General features: G+C 71.7%; 23 protein-coding genes. 14 read left to right on the top strand and 9 right to left on the bottom strand.

Translation table 11 applies throughout. The features are described 5' to 3' along the window. Positions 1-5 precede the first annotated feature (5 nt). Entirely contained in the window at positions 6-1,337 is a 1,332-nt protein-coding gene (locus HEK131_RS18280; RefSeq protein ID WP_244336186.1) for a PP2C family protein-serine/threonine phosphatase, read from the bottom strand. A 143-nt stretch (positions 1,338-1,480) separates the two neighbouring features. On the opposite strand from HEK131_RS18280, the gene HEK131_RS18275 reads away from it, so the two are divergent. The 7 genes from HEK131_RS18275 to HEK131_RS18245 all read left to right on the top strand — a co-directional run bounded on the left by HEK131_RS18275 (position 1,481) and on the right by HEK131_RS18245 (position 7,512). Then, on the top strand, positions 1,481-2,314 hold the full coding sequence (locus HEK131_RS18275) for an SAM-dependent methyltransferase (protein WP_217463631.1): 834 nt from the start codon (positions 1,481-1,483) through the stop codon (positions 2,312-2,314). 84 nt (positions 2,315-2,398) lie between these two features. Next, on the top strand, positions 2,399-2,986 hold the full coding sequence (locus tag HEK131_RS18270; protein WP_244336185.1) for a lytic transglycosylase domain-containing protein: 588 nt from the start codon (positions 2,399-2,401) through the stop codon (positions 2,984-2,986). A 166-nt stretch (positions 2,987-3,152) separates the two neighbouring features. After that, positions 3,153-3,518, top strand: coding sequence for a BatC protein (locus HEK131_RS18265; protein ID WP_217463629.1), 366 nt, complete (start codon positions 3,153-3,155; stop codon positions 3,516-3,518). Further along, positions 3,515-4,720 (top strand): cupin domain-containing protein, encoded by a 1,206-nt coding sequence (locus tag HEK131_RS18260; RefSeq protein WP_244336184.1) that lies wholly within the window; start codon positions 3,515-3,517, stop codon positions 4,718-4,720. The genes HEK131_RS18265 and HEK131_RS18260 overlap by 4 nt, the downstream gene beginning before the upstream one ends. 10 nt (positions 4,721-4,730) lie before the next feature. Then, complete coding sequence (locus HEK131_RS18255) at positions 4,731-5,627, top strand: sucrase ferredoxin (protein ID WP_244336183.1); 897 nt, start codon at positions 4,731-4,733, stop codon at positions 5,625-5,627. 56 nt (positions 5,628-5,683) lie between these two features. Further along, positions 5,684-6,538: an SDR family oxidoreductase gene (locus HEK131_RS18250; RefSeq protein WP_244336182.1), complete on the top strand. Its 855-nt coding sequence runs from the start codon at positions 5,684-5,686 to the stop codon at positions 6,536-6,538. Between the two features lie 35 nt (positions 6,539-6,573). Further along, positions 6,574-7,512, top strand: a complete 939-nt coding sequence (locus HEK131_RS18245) for an SDR family oxidoreductase (protein ID WP_244336181.1) — start codon at positions 6,574-6,576, stop codon at positions 7,510-7,512. On the opposite strand, the gene HEK131_RS18240 is transcribed toward HEK131_RS18245, so the two are convergent. Further along, positions 7,503-8,507, bottom strand: coding sequence for a helix-turn-helix transcriptional regulator (locus HEK131_RS18240; protein ID WP_244336180.1), 1,005 nt, complete (start codon positions 8,505-8,507; stop codon positions 7,503-7,505). The genes HEK131_RS18245 and HEK131_RS18240 overlap by 10 nt on opposite strands. A gap of 57 nt (positions 8,508-8,564) precedes the next feature. Beyond that, the gene (locus HEK131_RS18235; protein WP_244336179.1) at positions 8,565-10,052 is read right to left on the bottom strand and encodes a sugar porter family MFS transporter; all 1,488 of its coding nucleotides are present in this window, start codon (positions 10,050-10,052) and stop codon (positions 8,565-8,567) included. A gap of 238 nt (positions 10,053-10,290) precedes the next feature. Between HEK131_RS18235 and HEK131_RS18230 the strand changes: the two genes are divergently transcribed. After that, a complete protein-coding gene (locus tag HEK131_RS18230; protein WP_244336178.1) occupies positions 10,291-10,686 on the top strand; it encodes an STAS domain-containing protein in 396 nt (131 codons plus the stop codon). Positions 10,687-10,715: 29 nt separating this feature from the next. On the opposite strand, the gene HEK131_RS18225 is transcribed toward HEK131_RS18230, so the two are convergent. Next, positions 10,716-11,996 (bottom strand): MFS transporter, encoded by a 1,281-nt coding sequence (locus HEK131_RS18225; protein WP_244336177.1) that lies wholly within the window; start codon positions 11,994-11,996, stop codon positions 10,716-10,718. Positions 11,997-12,176: 180 nt separating this feature from the next. Between HEK131_RS18225 and HEK131_RS18220 the strand changes: the two genes are divergently transcribed. From HEK131_RS18220 to HEK131_RS18195, 6 genes are all read left to right on the top strand, one after another. Further along, positions 12,177-13,085, top strand: coding sequence for a sugar kinase (locus tag HEK131_RS18220; protein ID WP_244336176.1), 909 nt, complete (start codon positions 12,177-12,179; stop codon positions 13,083-13,085). A 3-nt stretch (positions 13,086-13,088) separates the two neighbouring features. Beyond that, positions 13,089-13,835, top strand: coding sequence for an IclR family transcriptional regulator (locus HEK131_RS18215; RefSeq protein WP_244336175.1), 747 nt, complete (start codon positions 13,089-13,091; stop codon positions 13,833-13,835). 5 nt (positions 13,836-13,840) lie between these two features. Next, the gene (locus HEK131_RS18210; RefSeq protein ID WP_244336174.1) at positions 13,841-14,434 is read left to right on the top strand and encodes a bifunctional 4-hydroxy-2-oxoglutarate aldolase/2-dehydro-3-deoxy-phosphogluconate aldolase; all 594 of its coding nucleotides are present in this window, start codon (positions 13,841-13,843) and stop codon (positions 14,432-14,434) included. A 39-nt stretch (positions 14,435-14,473) separates the two neighbouring features. Further along, positions 14,474-15,625, top strand: coding sequence for a galactonate dehydratase (gene dgoD, locus HEK131_RS18205; RefSeq protein ID WP_244336173.1), 1,152 nt, complete (start codon positions 14,474-14,476; stop codon positions 15,623-15,625). Between the two features lie 78 nt (positions 15,626-15,703). Then, the gene (locus tag HEK131_RS18200) at positions 15,704-16,417 is read left to right on the top strand and encodes a FadR/GntR family transcriptional regulator (RefSeq protein WP_244336172.1); all 714 of its coding nucleotides are present in this window, start codon (positions 15,704-15,706) and stop codon (positions 16,415-16,417) included. A gap of 1 nt (position 16,418) precedes the next feature. Then, the gene (locus tag HEK131_RS18195) at positions 16,419-17,249 is read left to right on the top strand and encodes a sterol desaturase family protein (RefSeq protein WP_244336171.1); all 831 of its coding nucleotides are present in this window, start codon (positions 16,419-16,421) and stop codon (positions 17,247-17,249) included. Between the two features lies 1 nt (position 17,250). On the opposite strand, the gene HEK131_RS18190 is transcribed toward HEK131_RS18195, so the two are convergent. The 5 genes from HEK131_RS18190 to HEK131_RS18170 form a co-directional block, all read right to left on the bottom strand. Next, on the bottom strand, positions 17,251-18,438 hold the full coding sequence (locus HEK131_RS18190) for an FAD-dependent monooxygenase (RefSeq protein ID WP_244336170.1): 1,188 nt from the start codon (positions 18,436-18,438) through the stop codon (positions 17,251-17,253). 93 nt (positions 18,439-18,531) lie between these two features. Continuing rightward, positions 18,532-20,373, bottom strand: coding sequence for a hypothetical protein (locus HEK131_RS18185; protein WP_244336169.1), 1,842 nt, complete (start codon positions 20,371-20,373; stop codon positions 18,532-18,534). Between the two features lie 243 nt (positions 20,374-20,616). Then, positions 20,617-21,144 (bottom strand): RICIN domain-containing protein, encoded by a 528-nt coding sequence (locus tag HEK131_RS18180; protein WP_217462484.1) that lies wholly within the window; start codon positions 21,142-21,144, stop codon positions 20,617-20,619. A gap of 346 nt (positions 21,145-21,490) precedes the next feature. Then, a complete protein-coding gene (locus HEK131_RS18175; RefSeq protein ID WP_347881878.1) occupies positions 21,491-21,976 on the bottom strand; it encodes a nuclear transport factor 2 family protein in 486 nt (161 codons plus the stop codon). Positions 21,977-22,064: 88 nt separating this feature from the next. After that, complete coding sequence (locus HEK131_RS18170; protein ID WP_244336167.1) at positions 22,065-22,469, bottom strand: FKBP-type peptidyl-prolyl cis-trans isomerase; 405 nt, start codon at positions 22,467-22,469, stop codon at positions 22,065-22,067. Positions 22,470-22,721: the final 252 nt, after the last annotated feature.

The following is a 22,721-nucleotide window of genomic DNA, read 5'->3' as shown; positions in this document are numbered from 1 at the left end:
GCGGATCAGGTCCCGGCGGGCGTCAGTGCGGCCAGCAGCAGGGTGCGGTCGTCCGCGCCGCTCGTGCCGGACGGACTGTTCAGCAGGTGCTCGCACAGTGCCGGCAGGTCGGTGCCCAGCTCGGCGACGGCCGCGTCCAGGGAGCCCGCCAGGCGGGAGATCTGGTGGTCGATGTCGGCGTCGCGGGACTCGACCAGACCGTCGCTGTAGAGCACCAGCAGAGCCGGCTCGGGGACGGTGAACACCGTCGCCTCGTAGTGGCCCGTGCCGAGCCCCAGGGGGAGTCCGGGCTCGGTCAGGGCGACCGGGGCGGTCCTGCCGTCCGGGCCGCGCAGCAGCGGGGGAGGATGGCCCGCGCTCACCACGGTGCAGGTGTGTTCCTCCGGCGACCACTCGGCGTAGACACAGGTGGCGAAGGAGGCGCCCGGCGTGTCATGGGCGAGCGCGTCGAGCCGCCGCACGAGATCGACCGCCGGTATGTCGAATCCGGCGAACGCCCGCACGGCGGTACGTAGTTGCAGCATGGCGACGGCGGACTCCGGGCCGTGGCCCATGGCGTCGCCCACGATCAGGCTGATCCGGCCGTCCGGCCGCCGCAGCGCGTCGTACCAGTCGCCGCCGATCACCGTGTCCTGTCCGGCGGGCAGGGAGCCGTGGCCGACCTGGCAGCCCTCGAAACTGCGGAGCGCCCCGGACGGCAGGCTGCCCCGGATGGCCAGGGTGGTGCGCCGCTCGTGCTCGTAGCGGCGGGCGTTGTCCAGCGCGACCGAGGCCCGTGCCGCCAGCGCCTCCACGGCCGCCGCCTCGGCGGAGGCGAACGGCGCCCGGTCCGGCCCGCGGGTGCAGGCGACGAAGCCGATGGCGACGCCCCGCAGCCGCAGCGGCACGACGAGGAAGGAAGCCGTCCGCAGCAGCTCACCGACCCGTGCGTCCCCGCTGCCGGAGGCGATCAGCCGCGCGGAGGTGTGCGGGTCCACCGAGTCGAGCAACTGCGCCTGCCCGGAGGTCATCGCACGGGCGTACGGCGTCTCGCGGGGGAAGACGATCACCTCGCCGACCGGCAGCAGCTTCTCCCAGTCCTCGCGCGCGTCCGCGCCCACCCGCAGCGCCAGCCGGTGCGCCTCGATACGCGGCGGGTCGGCGGTCGCGCCCGCGCTCTCGCCCCGGCGCCACCGCTCCAGCAGGTACACCGAGGCCGCGTCGGCGAAGGCGGGCGTCAGCGCGTGCGTGAACTGGCTGCCGGTCAGCGGCAGATCCAGCGCGGAGCCGATCGCGTCGGCGGCGGGGGAGAGGAGCTGCCGGCGCGGCCGGGGCCGGGCGGCGGGTGATTCGTCCATGCGGCTGCGCGGGTCGTTCCGCAGAGTCGTGCCTTTCCGGGGGTGAGGACGACGGCCGCGCGGCAGGAGGGCGGGGCGTCGCTCGTCGTTGCGGGCAACTATATGATGACCCGTCAAGTGAGGTGCAGGAGACGGGAGTTGCGATGTCCGACAGCGCGGTCACGGGATTTGGCGCAGAGCCCGACAAGGCGAGCGTGGCCAGGATGTACGACGCCATGCTCGGCGGACAGCACAACTTCGCCATAGACCGGGAGGCGGTGGCCGCCTTCACCGCCATCGACCCCCAGGTGCGCACCCTGGCCCGCGCCAACCGGGACTTCCTCGGCCGTGCCGTGCGCTTCCTGATCGACTCGGGGGTGCGGCAGTTCATCGACCTGGGCTCGGGCATCCCCACCCAGGGCAACGTCCACGAGGTGGCACAGGCGGCCGACCCGGACGCCCGCGTGGTGTACGTCGACAACGACCCCGTGGCCGTGGCGCACAGCGCGTCCCTGCTCGCCGACAACCCGCACGCGGACATCGTCGACGGCGACATCCGCCGGCCCGCCGACATCCTGGACTCGCCCAAGCTGCGCAAGCTGATCGACTTCGGGCAGCCCGTCGCCGTCCTGATGATCACGATCCTGCACTTCATCACGCCCGAGGAGGACCCCAGCGGCATCGTGGGCGCCTTCCGGGACGCCCTGCCCGAGGGGAGCTGGCTGGCGATGTCCCACGCCACCAACCAGGACCGCCCCGACACGGCCGCCGCCGTCGGGCAGCTCTACCGGTCCCGCGCCACCTCCCCGGTGACCGCCCGCTCCCACGACGAGATCCTCGGCCTCTTCACCGGCTTCGACCTCGCGGAGCCCGGCCTGGTCCACGTCCCGCTGTGGCGTCCGGACCCGGCCGGGGCGCTGCCGGACAATCCGACGGAGTACTGGGTGTACGCGGGAGTCGGCCGCACCGCACCCCGGCAGGGGACCGGGAGGGATTGAGCCCGCGGCGCACGGGCACTTGGAGGCCACGGGACGGCGGGCGCGCCGCCGTCCGGCTGGTGGCAGGGGAAGAGGGCCGTGGGCATGGGTAGAGGACCGACTTCGGCAGCGGACGGACGCAGCGGTGCCCCGACGCCGCCCCTGCTGCCCGGAGGCTACGATCCGGCCGACTACGCCGGGACCGTGGCGCGTGCCGCCGAGGCGGCCGGGGTCTCCCCGGTACTGCTGATGACCGTGCTGCACAACGAGGCGTACAAACCGCACCACCCGCTGCTCGAACGGCTCTGGCAGTGGTGGAAGCCCGGCGCGTCCTTCGGCGTGGCCAACATGCACCGGGCGGCGTTCGAGTCGGTCCGGCGCGCGCACGGCCTGTCGGGCCGGTGGCAGGACCTGCGGGACGACCCCGCGTTCGCCGTCCGCGTGGCGGCCCTGCACCTCGGCGACCTCGACCGGGTCCTTCCCCGGCGCCATGTGCGCCAGTACAGCCGCGACGAACTGCTCGCCCTCGGCTACAACGCGGGCGAACGGAACATGCGGGCCTTCGCCCGAGGAGTGCCGCCGGGGCCCATGGCGCGGTCGTACCTGCAGCGCTTCCGGGCCTGCCGGAGCCGGGCCGCCGACGCGCTGGCGGAAGGCGGCAGGCCGCGCGGCACGGACGCCGTGGCCGGCTGAGCCGCCGGGTCCGGATGCCGGCCGTGGCCCACCGGATGCAGTCGGCCGGTTTCTGGGTGACGGTAGTCGCAGTGCCCCAGCCGGAGTGCCATCGCACCGCCGGACGACCTGACCGGCCTCGTCGACCGGGCGGCAGGGCACATCACGGCGACGGCGAGGAGGAACTGTGGCTACTTCCGATCACCAGCACGAGGGCCCCGCGGACGGCGGCGCGGCAGGCGAGCCCGGCGTTCACGACGGCGGTGCGGACGGCAGCGCCGAGGGCCCGGCGGACGGCGGCGCGGCCGGCGTCCCGGGCGTCCACGACGGCGGAGCCGACGGCGGTGCCGACAGCGGAGCCGAGGGTCCCGCCGACGGCGGTGCGGCCGGGGTGCCCGGCGCCCATGACGGAGGCGCGGACGGCAGCGCGGACCACGGCGCCGACCACGGTGCGGACCACGGCGCCGAGGGCCCGGCCGACGGCGGTGCCGCCGGTGAGCCCGGTGTCCACGACGGCGGCGCGGACGGCGGCGCCGGTGGTAACGGCTCTTGACCGGCCCGGCCGGTGACTCCCGTGATCCCGGCGCCCCCGCGGGTGCCGGGATTCTGGAGCGCCGTCTGACCGACCTCCGCCTCGACGACTTCGCGCGCGACGTCTGGTCGCGCACCGCGCTCCTCACCCGCCGCGCGGGCGACTTCTCCGACGTGTTCGACGCCGACGCCGTGGACGAACTCCTCTCGCGCCGGGGGCTGCGTACGCCCTTCCTCCGCGTCGCCAGGAACGGCACCGTGCTCCCCGAGTCGTCCTACACGTCGCCCGGCGGCGTCGGCGCCACCGTCTCCGACCAGCTCGACGACACCGCCCTGTGGCGGCTGTTCGCGGACGGCGCCACGCTCGTCCTCCAGGCGCTCCAGCGCACCTGGGCCCCCGTCGGGGACCTGTGCGCCGGGCTGAGCGCGGAGCTGGGGCACCCGGTGCAGGCCAATGCCTACGTCACACCGCCGCAGAGCCGGGGATTCGACGACCACTACGACGTCCACGACGTCTTCGTCGTCCAGATCCAGGGCAGCAAACGCTGGCTCGTGCACGAGCCCGTCCACCGGGACCCGCTCAGGGACCAGCCCTGGACCGACCACCGCACGGCCGTCGCCGAGGCCGCCGAGGGGCCCGCGTACATCGACACCGTGCTGGAGCCCGGAGACGTCCTCTACCTGCCGCGCGGCTGGCTGCACGCCGCCCGCGCCAAGGGTGAGGTCTCCATCCACCTGACCCTGGGCATCCACGTCTGGACCCGCTACGCGCTGGCCGAGCAGCTCGCCGAGGCCGCTCTCGCCGCGCTGCGCGAGGACCCGTGGGCGCGCGCCTCGCTGCCCCTGGGCGCCGACGCGACGGCCCGGGCGGTCGACGGCGTACGCGAACGCCTCACCGCGGCCGTCGCCGACTGCGACTCCGCGCCGCTGTTCCACCGCACCCGGCGCGGACAGGGCCGCCCGGCGCCGCTGGGGCCGCTGGCCCAGCTCGCCGCCGTCGACGGCCTCACCCCCGACTCGCCCGTACGGCTGCGTGACGCGCTGGAAGCCCGCCTGGAGGGAGCGCGCCTGATGACACGGGTCGGCTGGCTCGACTTCCCCGCGACCGACCTGCCCCCGGTGGCCCGCCTGCTCGACGGCGACGTCCGTACGGCCGCCGACCTCGGCCTCGACCTCGCCGGGAGACTGCTCCGCGCGGGCGTGCTGGTGCCCGCCGGACGGTAGCGGCCGCCCGGTGAGCACCTCGGAGCGCTTCTTCTGCGCCGACGCCGCGCGGTTGCGCGGCGACCCGCTCGCGGGCACGGCACCGCGCGGTGTCGTCTGGGTACTGATCGAGTACCGGGGCGCCTGGCCGTCCAACGGCTACGACGGCATCGACCTCGACCCGGAGATCAAGGCCCACGTCTGGTCCGCCGCCCACGAGGTACGGGCCCGGATCTTCCTGATCAGGCGGCTCGCCCGTCCCCGACCCGAGGGCCCCGGCCGGTGGGCCGTACTGCACTACGAGCGCTCGGGCGCCTCCCGCCAGCGCTGGGGCACCTGGAACCGTGACCAGGACCTCGTGGAGATCGCCGAGGCCCTGCGGACACCGGGGCACCTCGACCACCCGCCCGTCGTCCTGGTCTGCGCCCACGGCCAGCACGACATCTGCTGCGCCGTGCGCGGGCGGCCCGTGGCGCGGGTGCTCGGCGAGCGCTGGCCGAACCTCGTCTGGGAGTGCACGCACGTGGGCGGGGACCGGTTCGCCGCCAACGTCGTCGTCGTGCCCGACGGGGTCTACTACGGCCGTCTCGACCCCACGTCGGCCGTGGAGGTGGTCGAGGAGCACCTGGCCGGGCGCATCCACCCCGACCACCTGCGCGGCTACACCGACCTCGCCCCGCCCCAGCAGGTCGCGGTCGCCGCCCTGCTCGAACGCTTCGGCCCGGCCGGCCGTCACGACTACACGGTCACCGGGACCGTGCGCGACGGCGACGACTGGCGTATCCGCGTCGAACTCCACGCGCCCCGGCCGACCGCCTTCGACATCGAGGTGCACGCCCACCGCACCGCCCCGTACCGGCTGACCTGCCGGGGACCCGTGCCGAGCCCCGCCGTCGGCTACGAGGTGCGGGCCATCCGCTCCGCTTGACCTCGAGTCGGCGCCAAGTCGTGGCGTGGGAGGGCGACTTCACCGGAAGGAACACCATGACCGGAACTTGGTTCATCACGGGCACCTCGTCCGGGTTCGGCCGCCTCCTCACCGAGCGGCTGCTCGCGCGCGGCGACCGGGTGGCGGCCACCCTGCGCCGCCCGGAGGCCCTGGACGACCTGCGCGCCCGGTACGGCCACCGGCTCCGGACCGCCCGGCTCGACGTCACCGACACCGCACAGGTGGACCGGGTCGTCGCCGACGCCTTCGCGGACCTGGGCGAGATCGACGTGGTCGTCAACAACGCGGGGTACGGCGTGTTCGCCTCCGTCGAGGAGGCCACCGACGAACAGATCCGGCGCGTGATCGACACCAACCTGCTCGGCTCCGTCCACGTCATCCGCGCCGCCCTGCCCCACCTGCGCGCCCAGGGCCACGGCCGCATCCTCCAGGTCTCCACCGCCGGCGGCCAGACGACCTACCCCGGCTTCGCCTACTACCACGCCTCCAAGTGGGGCATCGAGGGCTTCTGCGAGACCGTCGCCCGGGAGATCGCCCCCTTCGGCATCACCCTCACCATCGTCGAGCCCGGCGCCACCCCGACCGGCTTCGGCAGCTCCCTCGACACCGCACCGCCCATGCCGGAGTACGCCGGCACCCCGGCCGGCGAGATCCGCCGCGCCCTCACCGACGGCACCTTCGTCCTGCCCAACGACCCGGAGAAGATCGCCCAGGCCATGATCGACCTGGCCGACTCCGACGCGGCCCCGCTCCGCCTGCCCCTCGGCTCGGACACCTACGACGACGTCCGCGCGTCCCTCGTCGCCCGCCTGGCGGAACACGACGCACACCGCGACGCGGCGTTCTCGGTGGTCAGCGGCGAAGCGGACGCCACGGGAAAAGAAAGGTGACGTGAACTGTCACCTTTGGCGTGCACCGTAGAGACATGACCACAGACATCGACAAGCAACTCGCCGGCCGCGTCGCCCTCGTCGCCGGAGCCACCCGCGGTGCCGGGCGGGCACTCGCCGTGGAACTCGGCCGGGGCGGGGCCACCGTGTACGTCACCGGCCGCACCACCCGTGAGCGGTCCAGCGAGGTGGGGCGGGACACGGAGACCATCGAGGAGACGGCGGAGCTGGTCACGGCCGCCGGGGGCACCGGTGTCGCCGTACCCACCGACCACCTGGACCCCGACCAGGTCCGCGCGCTCGTGGAGCGGATCGACCGCGAGCAGGGGCGGCTCGACATCCTGGTCAACGACCTCTGGGGCGGCGAACACCTCCTGGTCAACTCGGTCTTCGGCAAGAAGAGCTGGGAGACCCCCCTCGACGACGGCCTGCGCATCCTGGAACTCGGGGTGCGCTCGCACGTCATCACCGCGGCCCTGGCCCTCCCGCTCCTGATCCGCTCCGACGCACCCCTGCACGTGGAGGTCACCGACGGCACGGCGGTGTACAACCGCCGGTACCGCGAGAACCTCTACTACGACCTCGCCAAGAACGCCCCCATCCGCATCGCCTTCGGCCTGGGCGAGGAACTCGCGGAGTACGGCGGCACGGCCGTCGCCGTCACGCCCGGCTTCCTGCGCTCGGAGCAGATGCTCGGCCACTTCGGGGTGACCGAGGAGAACTGGCGCGACGCCGCCGCCCAGGAACCCGACTTCGCCACCGCCGAGTCGCCGTACTACCTGGCCCGCGGGGTCGCCGCGCTCGCCGCCGACCCGGAGCGCGCCGCCCGCTGGAACGGCAGGTCCACCTCCAGCGCGGAACTCGCCAAGACCTACGACGTCCGGGACGTGGACGGCAGCAGGCCGGACGCCTGGGCGTACTTCGAGGAGGTCAAGTTCGGCGGCAAGGAGGGCACACCCGACGACTACCGCTGATCCGCCACGCCGTACAGCGAGGCCAGGGCCCGCGCCTGCTCGCGGAAGCGGGCGCGCAGGCCCTCCGGGGCCAGCACCTCCACGTCCGCGCCCAGCTCGCTGAGCTGGGCGAAGGCGACCTCCTCCGACTCCACCGGCAGGTCGAGCGTGACCCGGCCGGCGGCGTCCGGCGCGCTCGCCGACTCCAGCGCCTCGGCGACACCGGCCGGGTCCGCCACGGCCGGCAGGCGGCCGAGACCGCGTGTCGTCAGACGCAGGGTGGCCGTCGACCGCAGCAGCGTCCGGGCGAACTCGGCGGCGTTCGCCCGCCAGTACCCGGTCAGATCGAAGGACGGATCGCGGACGAACGGTTCGTCCTCGTCGGTGGGGGAGAGGGCCGTGACGCGGTCGACGCGGTACGTACGCCAGGCGCCGTCCCGCTCGGCCGGCACCCGGCCCACGACGTACCAGACCCCCGCCTTCAGGACCAGCCCGTACGGCTCCAGCAGGCGGGTCACCGCGTCGCCGCGGCCCGGCCGCGCGTAGGAGAGCCGGACGGTGCGGTCGGACCACACGGCACGGGCCAGCTCGGGCAGCAGCTCCGGTGCCGACGGCTCGCGGAACCAGGCCGGGGCGTCCAGGTGGAAGCGGCGTACCGAGGACTCGGCCGCCGCGCGCAGCGAGGGGAGCAGGGTGGCCGACAGCTTCAGCCGGGCCGTGTCCGCCGCGTCGGAGAGACCCAGGTCGCGCAGGGCGGAGGGCAGACCGGAGAGGTACAGCGTCTCGGCCTCGGTGGGGTGGAGCGTGGTGAGCCGGGTCCGGTGGCCCGGTGCCAGGTGATAGCCGCCCGCGCGGCCGCGTTCGGCCCGGACGGGCACGCCCGCCTCCTGGAGGGCCTGGGCGTCGCGGATCACCGTACGCCGGGAGACCTCCAGCTCACGGGCGAGGGCCTCGGCGGTCAGGCCGGGGCTGGACTGGACGAGAAGCGCCATGCGGATCAGGCGGGCGGCACGCATGGCTCAAGCATCGTGCACCGGCGAGGGGGGCGTCCCAGCGGGCACGCCCCCCTTCCGTCACGACCGCGCGAAGTCGCGTGGCCGGAACTTCCGCTCCTTGAGATGCCGCTCGATGTCCTCCAGGCTGCGCCCGGTCAGCTCCGGCATCCTGCGCCAGACGAACAGCCAGGCGGCGACGTTGAAGAAGGCGTAGATCCAGAACACCTGGCCCACGCCGAAGGCGCTGATCATGGTCAGCAGGGTGAGGGTGATCAGCAGGTTGGTGCTCCACAGGGTGGCCGACTGCACGCTGGTGGCGGCCGACCGCACCGACAGCGGATGGATCTCGGAGCCGGTCAGCCAGCCCATGAGCTGCAGACCGCCGGCGTTGAAGAACATGAAGGCCAGCAGGCACCCCACGATGGCCGGGACGTAGGCACGGGTGCCGTGACCGGTGACGTAGAGGGCCCCCAGGGCGAAGAGGCTGATCGCGGCGCCCGGCACCATGACCAGGGTCAGCCTGCGGCGGCCGACCTTGTCCACGATCCACAGGCCGACGATCATCATCACCAGGTAGACCATCCCGAGCGCCACGCTGATCCGCAGGGCGTCGGCCTGGGGGAAGCCGTTGTCGGTGAGGATGGTCGGGGCGTAGTAGATGATCATCTCGATGCCGGAGAGCTGGGTGAAGGCCGCGATGCCGCAGCCGACGATCAGCGCCGGGCGCACCCACGGCTGCCGCAGCCCGCGCCAGCCCCGCTCGGCGCTGTCGGTGTCCTCCTGCTGCCGGGCCAGGGCCGTGATCTCGTCCAGCTCGGCCTGCACGTCGTAGCCCTCGGGCCGCACCTCTTCGAGCACCTTGCGCGCGTCGTCCGTGCGGCCGTGGCGGAGGATCAGCCAGCGCGGGCTCTCGGGCAGGCGCAGTTGACCCAGCAGCATGAGCACGGCGGGCACGGCGGCTGCGCCGATCGACATCCGCCAGGACACGGCCTCGCTGGCGCCGACGATCGTGGCGATGACGATGCCGACGCCGATGGCGAGCTGGAAGCAGAGCACCAGCCGCCCCCGGATCGCCATGGGGGCCAGCTCGGCCACGTACATGGGCACCGCCTGGGTGGCGCCGCCGACCGCGAAGCCGAGCAGCACGCGGGCGAGGGCCAGGCCGACCGCGTTGGGGGCCAAGGCACAGGTCAGGCTGCCCGCGATGAAGACCGCGCAGATCAGCAGGATGGTGCGGTGCCGCCCGAAGCGCTCGCACAGCCGACTGCACACCAGGGAGCCGATGACGGCACCGAGCAGGATGCCGGCCGCGATCGTCTCCTTCATGGTGCTGCCGATGTGGAACTCGTCGGAGATCTGGAGCAGCGCGCCGGAGATGATGCCCGTGTCGTAGCCGTACAGCAGGCCGCTGATCGCGGACACCACGGCCGCCATCAGCATGTGACCGTTGAGGCCCTTCGACCGGCCTCCTGCTCCGGCCCGGTCCGTGCCGGCCGCCGGGCGGTTCTCCCCGGCGGTCCTTCTCTCGTGCTCCCCGCTCCGGTCGCGGTCTTGGACGCTCTGCACTGACACCGTGATCCATTCCTTCGAATCCGGGTCTCTCGCCGCCCGGACTCGGGAACGTCTGCCCTGATGAGAGCGGGTGATGCACGCGGACCGACGTCCTGGAGCGGACGAAGGGCGGACCTTATCACTTCATGACTTTACGTGTTCGATCGAACACGGAATGTTGTCAGACATCAAGTGATGCGGGATGCTCGGAGGCATGTCCTCCCAGTATCAGCACGACGGGGAAGGGCCTGGAGTGTCCGCGTCCGCACAGCGAGGCTCGGTGTGGGTGATGGAGCTGCGCGGTGAGCTCGACGTGGCGTTCATCGGCCGTGTCGAGCGCGCGACGGCCGAGGTCCTGCGACGCTTCCCCGGTCCCCTCGTGTACGACCTCCGGCGCCTGAGTTTCGCCGATTCCCTCCTGCTCAACCACCTCCTCGCCACCAGACGGCAGCGCCCGGTGGGGCTGGTCGGCACGAACCCGTTCGTGGCCCGCATGCTGGAGGTCACCGGCACCGCCACGGTCCTGCCCACCTTCGCCAGTCCCGAAGCGGCCGAGGCCGCACTCGCCCCGCGCGGGAGAAGGCAGGGGGCTTCCTCGCCGTTCGCGCAGGGCTGCCGGTGTCTGGACGGCCGGCACCGGCAGGGCTGAACACCGGCTCCGGGGGATGGGCGTGGCACTCAGCCCTCGGTGCGGCGCGGCGCGGTCTCCGGCAGGCGCCAGGTGCACAGGGCGCTGGCGAGGCCGGCCGCGGCCATGTAGGCGGCCAGGTACCAGGGTCGGTCCCCGCCCGCGTCGACCAGGAGCGTGGCGACGAAGGGCGAGGTCCCGGCGAAGATCACGCCGTTGATCTCGCGCACGAACACCAGCCCGCTGTAGCGGACCTCGGTGGGCAGCGACTCGGCGTAGAAGGTGCCGGCGACCGCGAAGATCGAGTTCAGGAAGAGGGCGAAGGCGACGGTGATCGCGGTGTAGATCAGCCAGGGTTCGCGCGTGTCCACCATCAGGAAGAACGGATACGCGAAGAGCGTGATCGCCACCGCGCCGCCGATCATCACCGGCTTGCGGCCGACCCGGTCGGAGAGCGCGCCCGCCAGCGGGATGGTGAGGATCGAGACGGCCGAGGCGATGGTGATCCCGAGGACGGCGGTGCCGGACGACAGCCCGAGCTGGTGGGTGAGATAGCTCGGCAGATAGCCCTGGATCGCGTACGAGGCGATGGCCGTGGCGCAGCCGGAGCCGATGAGCAGCGCGATCGCCTTGGGGCGGGCCTTGATCGCGGCGAGCACGGGCAGCTTCTCGCGCCTGCCGCTGTCGCGCGCCGCCTCGAACTGCTCCGTCTCCGGCGCCGCGTTGCGGATCAGCAGCGCGATCACCACGACCAGGGCGCTGGCGAGGAACGGGATGCGCCAGCCCCAGCTCAGGAAGTCGTGCTCGGGCAGCGTGGAGACGGCGGCGACCGCGCCGGAGGCGATGACGACGCCGATGAACTCGCCCGCGCCGGGCAGTGATCCGTAGAAACCGCGCCGGTGCTCCTGGGCGGCCTCCGTCGACATGACGTACGCGCCGCCGAGTTCGGCGCCGACGCCGAAGCCCTGCATCATCCGGCACAGCACCAGCAGGACCGGTGCCCAGATACCGATCTGGTGGTACGTCGGCAGCATCCCGATGGCGAGGGTGCCCGCGCCCATCAGGACCACGGTGAGGATCAGCACCGGGCGGCGGCCCACCCGGTCACCGAGGTGGGCGAGGAGCAGCCCGCCGACGGGGCGTACGGCGAAGCCGAGTCCGAAGGTGGCGAACGACGCCAGGGTGGCCGCGAAGGGCGAGAACGACGGGAAGAAGATCTTGTTGAAGACGATCGCGGCACAGGCGCCGAAGAGGAAGAAGTCGTACCACTCCAGGATCGACCCGACGACGCTCGCGGCGGCCGTCCGCCGCTGACGCGCTCTGGCGCTCAACGGCGTTCGCGGGGCTGATTCCTGGCGGGCGGATGCGCTCGTCGTCGGGCTCATCGCACTCCCTTTCACCATCGGTCGGGGGCTGGTGCGCCCTATGTGTTGCAACATATGCACGCCTGTTGCGCAAGGGCTGCTAATGTTCGGCACGGCCACAGCCGCATGTCAATGGAGGGGATGGCGATGACCGGTACGACGGTCTGCCTCGGCGAGACGATGGCGCAGGTCACCCCGGCCGACGGCCAAGGGCTGCAACACAGCCGGGAGTTGCGCCTCGCCGTCGCGGGCGCCGAATCGACGGTCGCGCAGTATCTGGCCGACCTCGGGCATCGGGCCGCGTGGGTCAGCCGGGTCGGGGACGACCCGCTCGGGCGGCGGATCGTCGCGGCGATCGCGGGGCGTGGGGTGGATGTCGCCGGGGTCCGGGTCGATCCGGAGGCGCCAACGGGCGTCTATTTCAAGGACCCTGGCCCCCAGGGCACCTCTGTGCACTACTACCGGCGTGGCTCGGCGGCCTCACGGATGGGGCCTTCCGACGCCGAGCGCGTCGACCTGGCCGGGGCGCGGCTGCTGCATCTGACGGGAATCACGCCCGCGTTGTCGCAGGGATGCTCGGAGCTGGTGGAGCTGCTAATGGAACGGGCGGCGCAGGCAGGGGTGTTGGTGTCGTTCGACGTGAATCACCGGCCCGCGCTCTGGAGTTCGCTCGACCACGCGGCTGTGACCCTGCGCGACCTGGCCCGGCGAGCCGACGTCGTGTTCGTCGGCCGGGACGAGGGTGAGCGGCTGTGGGGAACCGCCACGGCGGAGGAGATCCACGCCCACCTCGCGCCTCGCGGCACGCTGATCGTGAAGGACGGCGAGGTCGGGGCCACCGAATTCAGTGAGGCTGGACGGCAGTTCGTCCCCGCACCCGCCGTCGAGGTCATCGAGGCGGTCGGCGCCGGAGACGCCTTCGCCGCCGGTTACCTGAGCGGACTCCTGCGCGGGTCCAGCTCCGCCGAACGGCTCGCCCTCGGCCACCACCTCGCCGGGCGCACCCTGCGCAGCATCGAGGACTATGTGCCCGCCGACACCTTGGAAGGGAACTGAGCCATGTCACAGACCGTGAGACGGGCCATCGACATCCTGGAGTTCATCGCCCGTGGCCCCCGCACCCAGACCGAGGTCGGCGACCACCTCGGCGTGCACCGGTCGACCGCGCTGCGCATCCTGGAGTCGCTGACCGACGGCGGACTCGCGCGGCGGCTGCCCGACGGCCGGTACGCGGTCGGACACCGGCTCGCCGGACTCGCCCAGCTCGCCCTGGAGCAGTTCGGGCTGAAGGAGATCGCGGCCGGACACCTGCGTGCCCTCGGCGAGCACTGCGGACACACCGTGCACCTCGCCGCACTGGAGGGCGACCAGATCGTCTACGTCGACAAGGTCGACCCGGTGGACGGGGTGCGGCTCTACTCCCAGATCGGCCGGCCCGTGACCCTGCACACCGCCGGTGTCGCCAAGGCGATCCTCGCCCACGTGCCGCGCGCGACGGCCGAAGTCCTGCTCACCGCCTGCGACTTCGCCCCGCACACCGGCACCACCATCACCGACCCGGCCGCCTACCGGAAGACGCTGGACGAGACCCGCGCGCGGGGCTTCGCCGTGGACGACGGTGAGTACGAGGACTACGTGAACTGCGTCGCCGTATCCGTACGGGACAACGGTGGCGAAGTGGTCGCCGCGATCTCCGTGACCGCGCTCAAGGCGAAGGCGGACCTCGCCGCCCTGGAGCGGGACGTGCTGCCCGAACTGACCACCACCGCCGAGACGATCTCGAGGGAGCTGGGATGGCGACCGTGAACGTCATGTCTTTCGACCGTGTCTTCGCCAAGGCGCCCGTGATGGCGATCCTGCGCGGCATGCCGCTCGCGAGGTCCGTCGAACTGGCCGACCGTGCCTGGGATCTGGGCATCGAATGCGTCGAGGTGCCGGTACAGGACGAGGAGGCCGCGGCCGTCCTCGCCGCCGTCGTGGCGGCGGGTGCGGAGCGCGGCAAGCCGGTCGGCGCGGGCACCGTCACCACGGCGGAGCGGCTGGCGTGGGCGGTGTCGGCCGGAGCGGCCTTCACCGTGGCACCGGGGCTCGACACCGAGGTGGCCCGAGCCAGTCTCGCCGCCGGGCTGCCCCATCTGCCCGGCGTGGCGACGGCCACCGATGTCCAGACCGCGCGGGCGATGGGCCTGGACTGGCTGAAGGCGTTCCCGGCGAGCGTGCTCGGCCCCGACTGGTTCCGCGCCATGCGCGGGCCCGTCCCCGAGGTGCCGTTCGTCGCCACCGGCGGCATCGACGCGTCGAACGCGGCCGCGTATCTGGCGGCGGGGGCCAAGGTCGTGGCCGTGGGCTCGGCGCTGGAGGACCCCGGGCAACTCCGTGCACTGGCCGCCCTCTTGGCGCCCTGAACCAGCAGCAACCCCAGTCGCAGACAGGAGCCGCACCCCATGAAGATCACCGCACTCACGACCTACCTCGTCGCCCCCCGTTGGCTCTTCCTCAAGATCGAGACGGACGAGGGGATAACCGGCTGGGGCGAGCCCGTGGTCGAGGGCCGCGCGCACACCGTCGCCGCCGCCGTGGACGAACTCGCCGACCACCTCACCGGCCAGGACCCGCTCCGTATCGAGGACCACTGGCAGGTCATGACCAAGGGCGGCTTCTACCGGGGCGGTCCCGTCCTGTCGTCCGCCGTGTCCGGCATCGACCAGGCGCTGTGGGACATCAAGGGCAAGTACCACGGTGTCCCGGTGCACGACCTGCTCGGCGGCGCGGTCCGGGACCGGATGCGGATGTACTCCTGGATCGGCGGCGACGACCCGAGCGAGGCCGCCGAGCATGCGGCCCAGCGCCTCGAACAGGGCTACCGGGCCGTGAAGATGAACGTCGGCGGCCGCCTCAAGCACCTGGAGACCTCCCGCGAGATCGACGCCGTACTCGCCCGCGTCGCCTCCGTGCGCGAGGTGATGGGCGAGGACGGGGACGTCGCCGTCGACTTCCACGGCCGCACCTCGCCCGCTCTCGCCAAGCAGCTCGCCCGCGCCCTGGAGCCACTGCGGCCGATGTTCATCGAGGAGCCGCTGCTGCCCGAACTCACGTCTCAGTACGGCGAGTTCACGGCATCCACCAGCATCCCTGTGGCCACCGGTGAACGCCTCTACTCCCGCTGGGACTTCGACCCGGTCCTGCGCTCCGGTATCGCCCTCGCCCAGCCCGACCTGTCGCACGCGGGCGGCATCTCCGAGGTGCGCCGGATCGCGGCCCAGGCCGAGGTGCACGGCGTCGGGCTCGCCCCGCACTGCCCGCTGGGCCCCATCGCGCTCGCGGCCTGCCTCCAGGTGGACTTCGCCAGCCCGAACGCGTTCATCCAGGAGACCAGCCTCGGCATCCACTACAACGTCGGCTCCGACCTCGGCGACTACCTCGTCGACACCTCCGTCTTCGACTTCGACACCACCGACGGCCACATGGCCCGCCTGACCGCACCGGGCCTCGGCATCGAGATCGACGAACGAGCCGTCGCCGAGGCGGCCGCCAGCGGGCACCGTTGGCACAACCCGGTGTGGCGGCACACGGACGGCTCCTTCGCGGAGTGGTGACCCCGGCAGAGAAAGGGGTGACGGCCGATCTGGTCCAACCAGTTGACCAGTGCCCGGCCGTCACCCACTCTGTTCGCCATGTCTCCCTTACCCGTCCGGCGTGAGGCGGTCTCCGACCAGCTCTACGCCGTGCTGCGCGACAGGATTCTCGCCGGGACGCCCCGACCCGGCTCCCCGCTCACCGCCGAACGCGACCTCGCGGCCGAGTTCGGCGTGAACCGGCACGCGGTCCGCGAGGCCGTCAAGCGCCTCCAGCAGGCCCGGCTGGTCGAGGTCAGCCACGGCGGCCGCACCCTGGTCCTGGACTGGCGGCGCACCGCCGGCCTCGACCTCGCCATCGGGATCGCCGGCGCCGACAGCGGGCCCACGATCGCCGAACTCACCCGCGACGCACTGGAGATGCGTGTCTGCGTCGGCGCCGACGCCGCGCGGCTGTGCGCGCTGCGCTGCTCCGACCACGCCGCCTCGAGAATCATGGAGAGCGCGGGCCGGTACGCCGTGCGGGGCCCCGACCTCACGGAGCTGGGCGAGGCGGACGTGGCCTGGTGGCGGCTGATCGTGGAGGGCTCCGGGAACATCGCCTACCTGCTGGCCTTCAACAGCCTGGTCACCGGCGCGGTCCCGGTCGCGCAGGCACCGGACGCCCTGCGCGCCGACGAACTCCTTGACGTGGAAGCCCACTTGCGGCTCGGCTCGCTCATCGCCGCCCGCGAGGCCGACGCGGCCGAACGGCTGGCACGCGAACTGCTGTCCCGCAGCGTCCCCACCACAGCCCCGGAAGCGGTGAACTGACATGATCCCCGCCGTGATCTACGCGATACCCGCGTTCGTGCTCCTCGTCGTGGTCGAGGCGCTGTCGTACCGCTTCCTCCCCGACGACGACGAACGCGGCTACGAACTGCGCGACACCGTCACCAGCATGTCCATGGGCGCCGGGAGCCAGGTCATCGGGCTGCCGTGGAAGGTAGTGACGGTCCTGGCGTACGCCGCCGCCTTCACCGTCGCGCCCTGGCAGCTCTCGCCGTCCTCGCCGTGGACCTGGCTGCTGCTGTTCTTCGCCGACGACCTGGCGTACTACGTCTTCCACCGCGCCCACCACCGGGTGCGGGTGCTGTGGGCGGGCCATGTGGTCCACCACTCCAGCCTGCGCTTCAACCTGTCGACCGCGCTCCGGCAGAGCTGGACGCCGATGACGACGCTGCCGTTCTGGCTGCCGCTCGCGCTGCTCGGCGTACCGCCCTGGATGATCCTCCTCCAGCAGTCGGTCAGCCTGGTCTACCAGTTCTTCCTGCACACCGAGCGGGTGGACAAGCTGTGGCGGCCGGTGGAGTGGCTCTTCAACACCCCGTCCCACCACCGCGCGCACCACGGCTCCAACAACGTCTACCTGGACCGCAACTACGGCGGCATCCTCATCGTCTGGGACCGCCTCTTCCGTACCTTCGAGCCCGAGGGCGAGCGGGTGGTGTACGGCCTGACGAAGAACATCGAGACCCACAACCCGCTGCGCGTCGCCTTCCACGAGTACGCCGCCACCTGGCGCGACGTACGCTCGGCGGCGAGCTGGCGCGACCGCGCCGGGTACCTGCTGGGACCGCCCGGCTGGGCCCCGGCGTCCCGGTGAGTCACGCGATCGGCGGCAGCGGCCGGTCCGTGCCGGCGACCTGGGTGAACCGCGCGGTCAGGGGTGCGAGGAGCGGCGAGGTGAGGGCCTTGACGACCAGGGTGCGCAGGGCCAGCCCGAGCCGGGTCCGGGGGTAGGCGGCCCGTACGACGCCGGGCGGGAGCTTCTGCACCGAGTCGACGAGGGGCCGCATCCACCGCTCGTACGCCGTGAGGGCGGCCTCGGTGTCGGCGGAGGACAGACAGGCGGCCAGGACGTAACCGCTGGTCAGCGCAAGCGAGGCGCCGCCGCCTCCCATGGGGGTGACGCACCAGGCGGCGTCGCCCACGAGGCACACCCGTCCCCGGTGCCAGGTGGGCATGCGGATCTGGGTGAGATGGTCGACGTACACGTCCTCGGAGGCGTCGAACCCGTCCAGGACACGGGCCGCCTCCCAGCCCGCGCCCGCGTACCGGGCGCGGACCCGCGCCAGCGCCTGGTCGCGGTCGAGCGAGGCGAGGTCCTCGTCACGGGGGTAGGAGAGGATGGCGCGCGTGGTGCCGTGGTTGTCGGGCCGCAGATGCACCTGCCGTCCGCCGACCGTGCTGTACCAGCGCCAGCGGTCGTCGTCACCGGCCGTGCGCGGGATCGTACCGAACACCATGTTGACCCCGAGCGCCCGGCGGTCCACCAGGTCACCGAAGATCCGGTCCCGCGTGGCCGACCGCACGCCCTCGGCCACCACGAGGAGGTCCGCGCGCAGCACCCGGCCGGACGCGGTGGTCACGGTGACCGAGTCGCCGTCCTCGGCGGTGCCGGTGACCGTGTCGCCGTACACGATCTCGACGCCGGGAGGCAGGTGGTCGAGGATGGCACGGGCGAAGTCCCCGCGCAGGATCTCCAGTTCGGCGGTGGCACCCTCCGGCCCGGCGGGCAGCTCGGCTGTCACCCTGCCCCGCCCGTCCACGAACACCGCGCCGGTCTCGGTGGTGTTCAGCGCCTTCACCGCGTCGAAGAGCCCCATCCGCTTCAGCACCTCACGCGCGACACCCCGCACGTCCACGTTCTGCCCACCGTCCCGGAAGGCCGGCGCCCGCTCGATCACCGTGACCTCCCATCCGGTCCGCCGCAGCCAGTAGGCGGCGGAGAGGCCGGCGATGCTGGCGCCGGATACGAGGGCGTGGGGTGGGGTCATGACGTCATCGCTCACGGATACCCCTTCGGGGGTGGAGGGCGGACCGGATGCGGCTCGCCCGCGACGCCTCGGGCGACCTCAATGGAGTTTCCCGAGTCCGCCCCGGCGTCAGGGCAGTTCCACGGGTTCGTAGACGAGGTGGTCGGACTGCGGGGCGGCGGGGAGCATGGTGCGTTCTTCCCAGGTGTCGTCCAGGAGGCCGGGGCGGAACCACATCTTGTCGCCGTCGCGCTTGAAACTGATGCGGAAGCCGCCCACCGCGCGGAGGCCGGTGAGCGGGTGTTCGCGCGCGGGCGCCAGGCCGTGAGGCTCCCTCTGCCACGAGGGGAGCTGGTCGAGGGGACGGTCCGCATCACCGAGGTCCACGGTGACGGGCTCGCAGGACTCGTCCAGCCCGGCCACCCACAGTCCTCCGGAGACGCCGTTCCAGGAGGTGGTGCCGGTCTCCTCGTCGTACAGGGCGACCAGCGGCTCGAGGAGGGCCACGCCGTCCCGGGCGGACGCTCGGAGGCCGACCATGACGTACCGGGGGTCGAACACGAACGGCTGCGGGTAGTAGCGCAGATATTTGTGACGCGCACCGGTGGCGGGGTTCTCCTCCTTGGTCGCTGTCGCGAGGCTGATCGCGTACACGGGCGCGGTCCCCCTCATCCAGGGCACGGTGCGCACCGAGGAGTCGTCGATGTCCCTGCTGCCCGGCACGGCATCGCCGACGTAGAACTCGACGGCCGTGCGTGACTCGGCCGGCGCGCCGGACGCCTCGTACGGAAACCCCATCGCTCCGATCAGCTGACGGTTGTTCGCCACGACGAAGTGGATGGGCTCGGTGGGCGAGGCGGGGACGTATCCCTTCAGCCCGTAGGACTCCCAGCCCTCCCTGGGCACGACGTCGTTCCACTCGGCGACGCCGTAGGCCGACTCCAGGGCCGCGTTGACGCTCACGGTCTGGGCGAGCAGCCGCTCGCGGAGCAGGCCGGCGTAATCGACGTCGGGAAGGTCGATGGCCTGGCGGGCCTTGGCCAGCGCGGCGAAGCCCTGGGCCTCGACGGAGGCGAGCTTGAAGAAGTACCGCGCCGCGCCCCGGTAGTCGACCTCCTCCTTGTGTGCCATCAGGTGGCAGAAGACGTGCATCAGCGACTTGCCCAGCAGGGTGTCGCCGACGAGGACGCGGTGCAGGCAGTACAGCGAGTACGGCAGCCCGCCGACCTCGTCGGTGACCGCCCTCGCCCAGGACTCCAGTCCGTCGGCGTCCACCTTCAGAGGGGGGCCGCCGGCGCCCTCCCGTGCGGGGTCGGTGGGCAGGACGGTGATCGCCATCATCATCTCGATGCAGTAGCCGACCCGGTGCTCGTGCTCGGCGAACATGGAGATGACCGCGTTCCAGTCGACCCTGTCGTGAAGTTCGGCGATCTCCGCCAGCACCTCTTCGAGGAGTTCCTCGATGCGCGCGAGCTGCTGCTGGATCTCCGCCAGGGTGTCGGCCATGCCGGCGATCGCGGTGATCGTCAGCGCGAACCAGCCGTTCATCTCCGTCCACATGCCCTGGACCTGGTTGGAGATGAGCTGCAGATTGCGGTTGATCTCCCGCGCCATCCTGCGCTGCTCGGCGAGGATCCGGTCGAGCATCTCCCTGGCCTCGTCCTGGCCCTCGCCGATCTGGCCGATCAGGTCCTTGATCTGATCGATGTCGGAACCGATGCCCTGCAGCTCGTCGTTGATCCCGCCGATGCCGCTGGAGATCTCCTCCTGCTGCTTCAGGATCTGGTCGAGGAGCTCCTGGTGGTTCTCCAGGATGTCCTCGACGTCCATGCCGGGGCCGCCGCCCGCGATGGAGTCGACCAGGTCGACCAGGTCGATGATCGTGCCGATGTGGCCGAGGAACCGCCCCGACCACGGCCCTTGGCGCAATGCCACGCCTGCCGGTGTGGCGAGGAATTCCCGAGCGCTCATCGGCCGCATTTCAAGGGCAGCTGTCATCCGTATCCCTCTCATCGAGCACACCGGGGCATGCTGCGTCACGGCTGGCAGACACCAACCACCGTCACCCTAGGTGGCTGCTCGATTGCAGAAAGCTTTCAGGTGTGGACCGCCACGCGGGCGGAACCGAGGGTTCGCCATGAGTCCCGGCCTCCGGGCCGCGGGATCACGCGGCCCGGACCCGCGGTGTTCGGCAGCCGGGACGTATCGGCGACCTCAGTTCACCCGCACGACCATGAACTGCTGGTTCTCCGCGTCATCGGAGTTCCGGCAGGGTGAGGACGTGATGAGAATGTGCGTGGTGGGGTACTCCACGTCCGCGCACTTGCCCGCGCGCGCATCGGGCTTGATCTGGTACTTGCCGTTGCCCAGCGACACGAACCTGAACAACTGGTCGTAGGAGTCCCAGTCGCACCTCTGCCCGCGGATGGCGTCGTGCACGTAGAACCCGTCCGCTTCCAGGCACTCGCCCTCGGCGGTCCGGACCCTCTGGTCGACGCGGTTGTAGGACGGCATGAGCTCGAAGACCTGGTCCGCGTTCTCCTCCTCGCAGGTCTCGTGCGTGAGTTGCGCGCCGCCGCTGTCCCAGCACAGGTCCGAGTACGTGACGATGCGGTACCGGCCCGGAGGCATCGCATCCGATGCCGCCGACGCCTGTGGGGCCGCGGCCAGCGTCGCCGCGGCTCCCAATGTGACCGCGTACAGGCAACGCGCCGTGCGGCGGATCGCCGATCGAGCCGACATGAACTCTCCCTGCTGGCAGGCTGCGTCCACCGGAACGTTCCGGGAGCAGCGGACACCGTGAGAGGGTGCCCGCGAAAAGAGTGCCCATGGGGTCTTGTCGGCGAAATGGATCTCAGGTTGTTTCGCTCGCCTGGGTGGATAAGCCCGATAGGAACACCGGAAGCGTGTGAGGCCGGGTGATCCGAGGGGCGAATCCGTTCTCCGCTACCGGACTGCGACGCCCGTTCAGGTGAGGGGCAGGCCGGTGGCCCGGCTGATGTGTTGGGCGTGCGCTGGGTTTTACTGATGGATCGCGTCGGTGACCACCATGCCGACTCCTGGGCAGCCCACCTCGGAAAGCGCGGGGTCAGGAAACTCCCTTGCGCAACGACGCGATGAGGCGGTCAAGGTCCCCGCGTGCCGTGTAGGTACGGATCGGGTCGATGTAGTCGCGTGACTCGATGATCTGACCGTCCCGCACACGCATGACGAAGACGCAGGGCACCTTGGCCACAGAGTCGTCCGGCAACGTGAACTCGTAGGCGAACTCGGCGACGATCACTTCAGGATCGGCCGTCTCGTGAACGACGACATCGACGACACTCCTCTTCGGCAAGGACTCCCGAGCTTCCGGCGGCACCGTGAAGTGCTCCCGGAGCGCACGCCGACTCGTCAATGGCTCGGATTCCGGCGTCGCCATCGGATGCCGGACATCGGTGACCTCGCCGTACAGGTCAGGCAACTCGCTCGAGTTCCCGTCAGCGACGCCATGAACGAGCCGGAGAAACACCTCGCGCGGACTTGGACTCACAAGACCCCCCCCAAGTAATAGGCACAGGCAGCCAACGGTCATTATCGCCTGATGCGGGCCCATACTGCGGACTGTCTCGACCAGCAGCACCCCACCCGTCCGACACGGCGCCGCTCGTGAAAGCCCGAGGCTAGGAGTTGCTCCACCCGCTCGGGCCGGAATACACGTCCAGCAGATCCACCACGAAGACCAGGGTCGAGCCAGGCGGGATCAGCGGTGAGGGCGACTGCTTGCCGTAGCCGAGGCGCGGGGGAACGACGATCTCGCGCCGGCCGCCGACCTTCATCCCCCTCACTCCTCGGTCCCAGCCCTTGATGACCTTGCCGCTGCCCAGGGCGAACTTGTACGGCTCGCCCCGGTCCCAGGAGGCGTCGAACTCCCTCCCGGACTCGAAGGTCACCCCGACGTAGTGGACCCGGACCACCATGCCCGGCTTCACCTCGAGCCCGTCCCCGACCACCAGGTCCCGGATGGTCAGCTCGGTAGGAGCGTCGCCCTCCGGAACGTCGACCTCGGGCTTCACAGGTTCACTCATCGCAGCCTCATCACTCTTCGCCGGAAGCCGTCGCACGGGCCGGCCGGACGCATGGACACTCCATGCAGCAGACGATCACGCTACCGAGGGAGAGCGCACGCTGCTCGACCTGGGGGAACGGGGGCGTGCGCGAGTCTCCAGGGGCGCTTCGCGATATGAGCGCCCGCCGTTCGAGTGACAAAGCCTCACAACTCTTTGAATCGGCGTCGGTTTCTAAAGACCCTTTAGTCAGATGCGGGTGCCCGGAGACGC

Origin of the sequence: Streptomyces seoulensis (assembly GCF_022846655.1) — a bacterium.
In the GTDB taxonomy this organism is placed as follows: domain Bacteria; phylum Actinomycetota; class Actinomycetes; order Streptomycetales; family Streptomycetaceae; genus Streptomyces.
The sequence above is the reverse complement of the archived record's forward strand: the minus strand, read 5'-3'. Positions and strand labels throughout refer to the sequence as shown.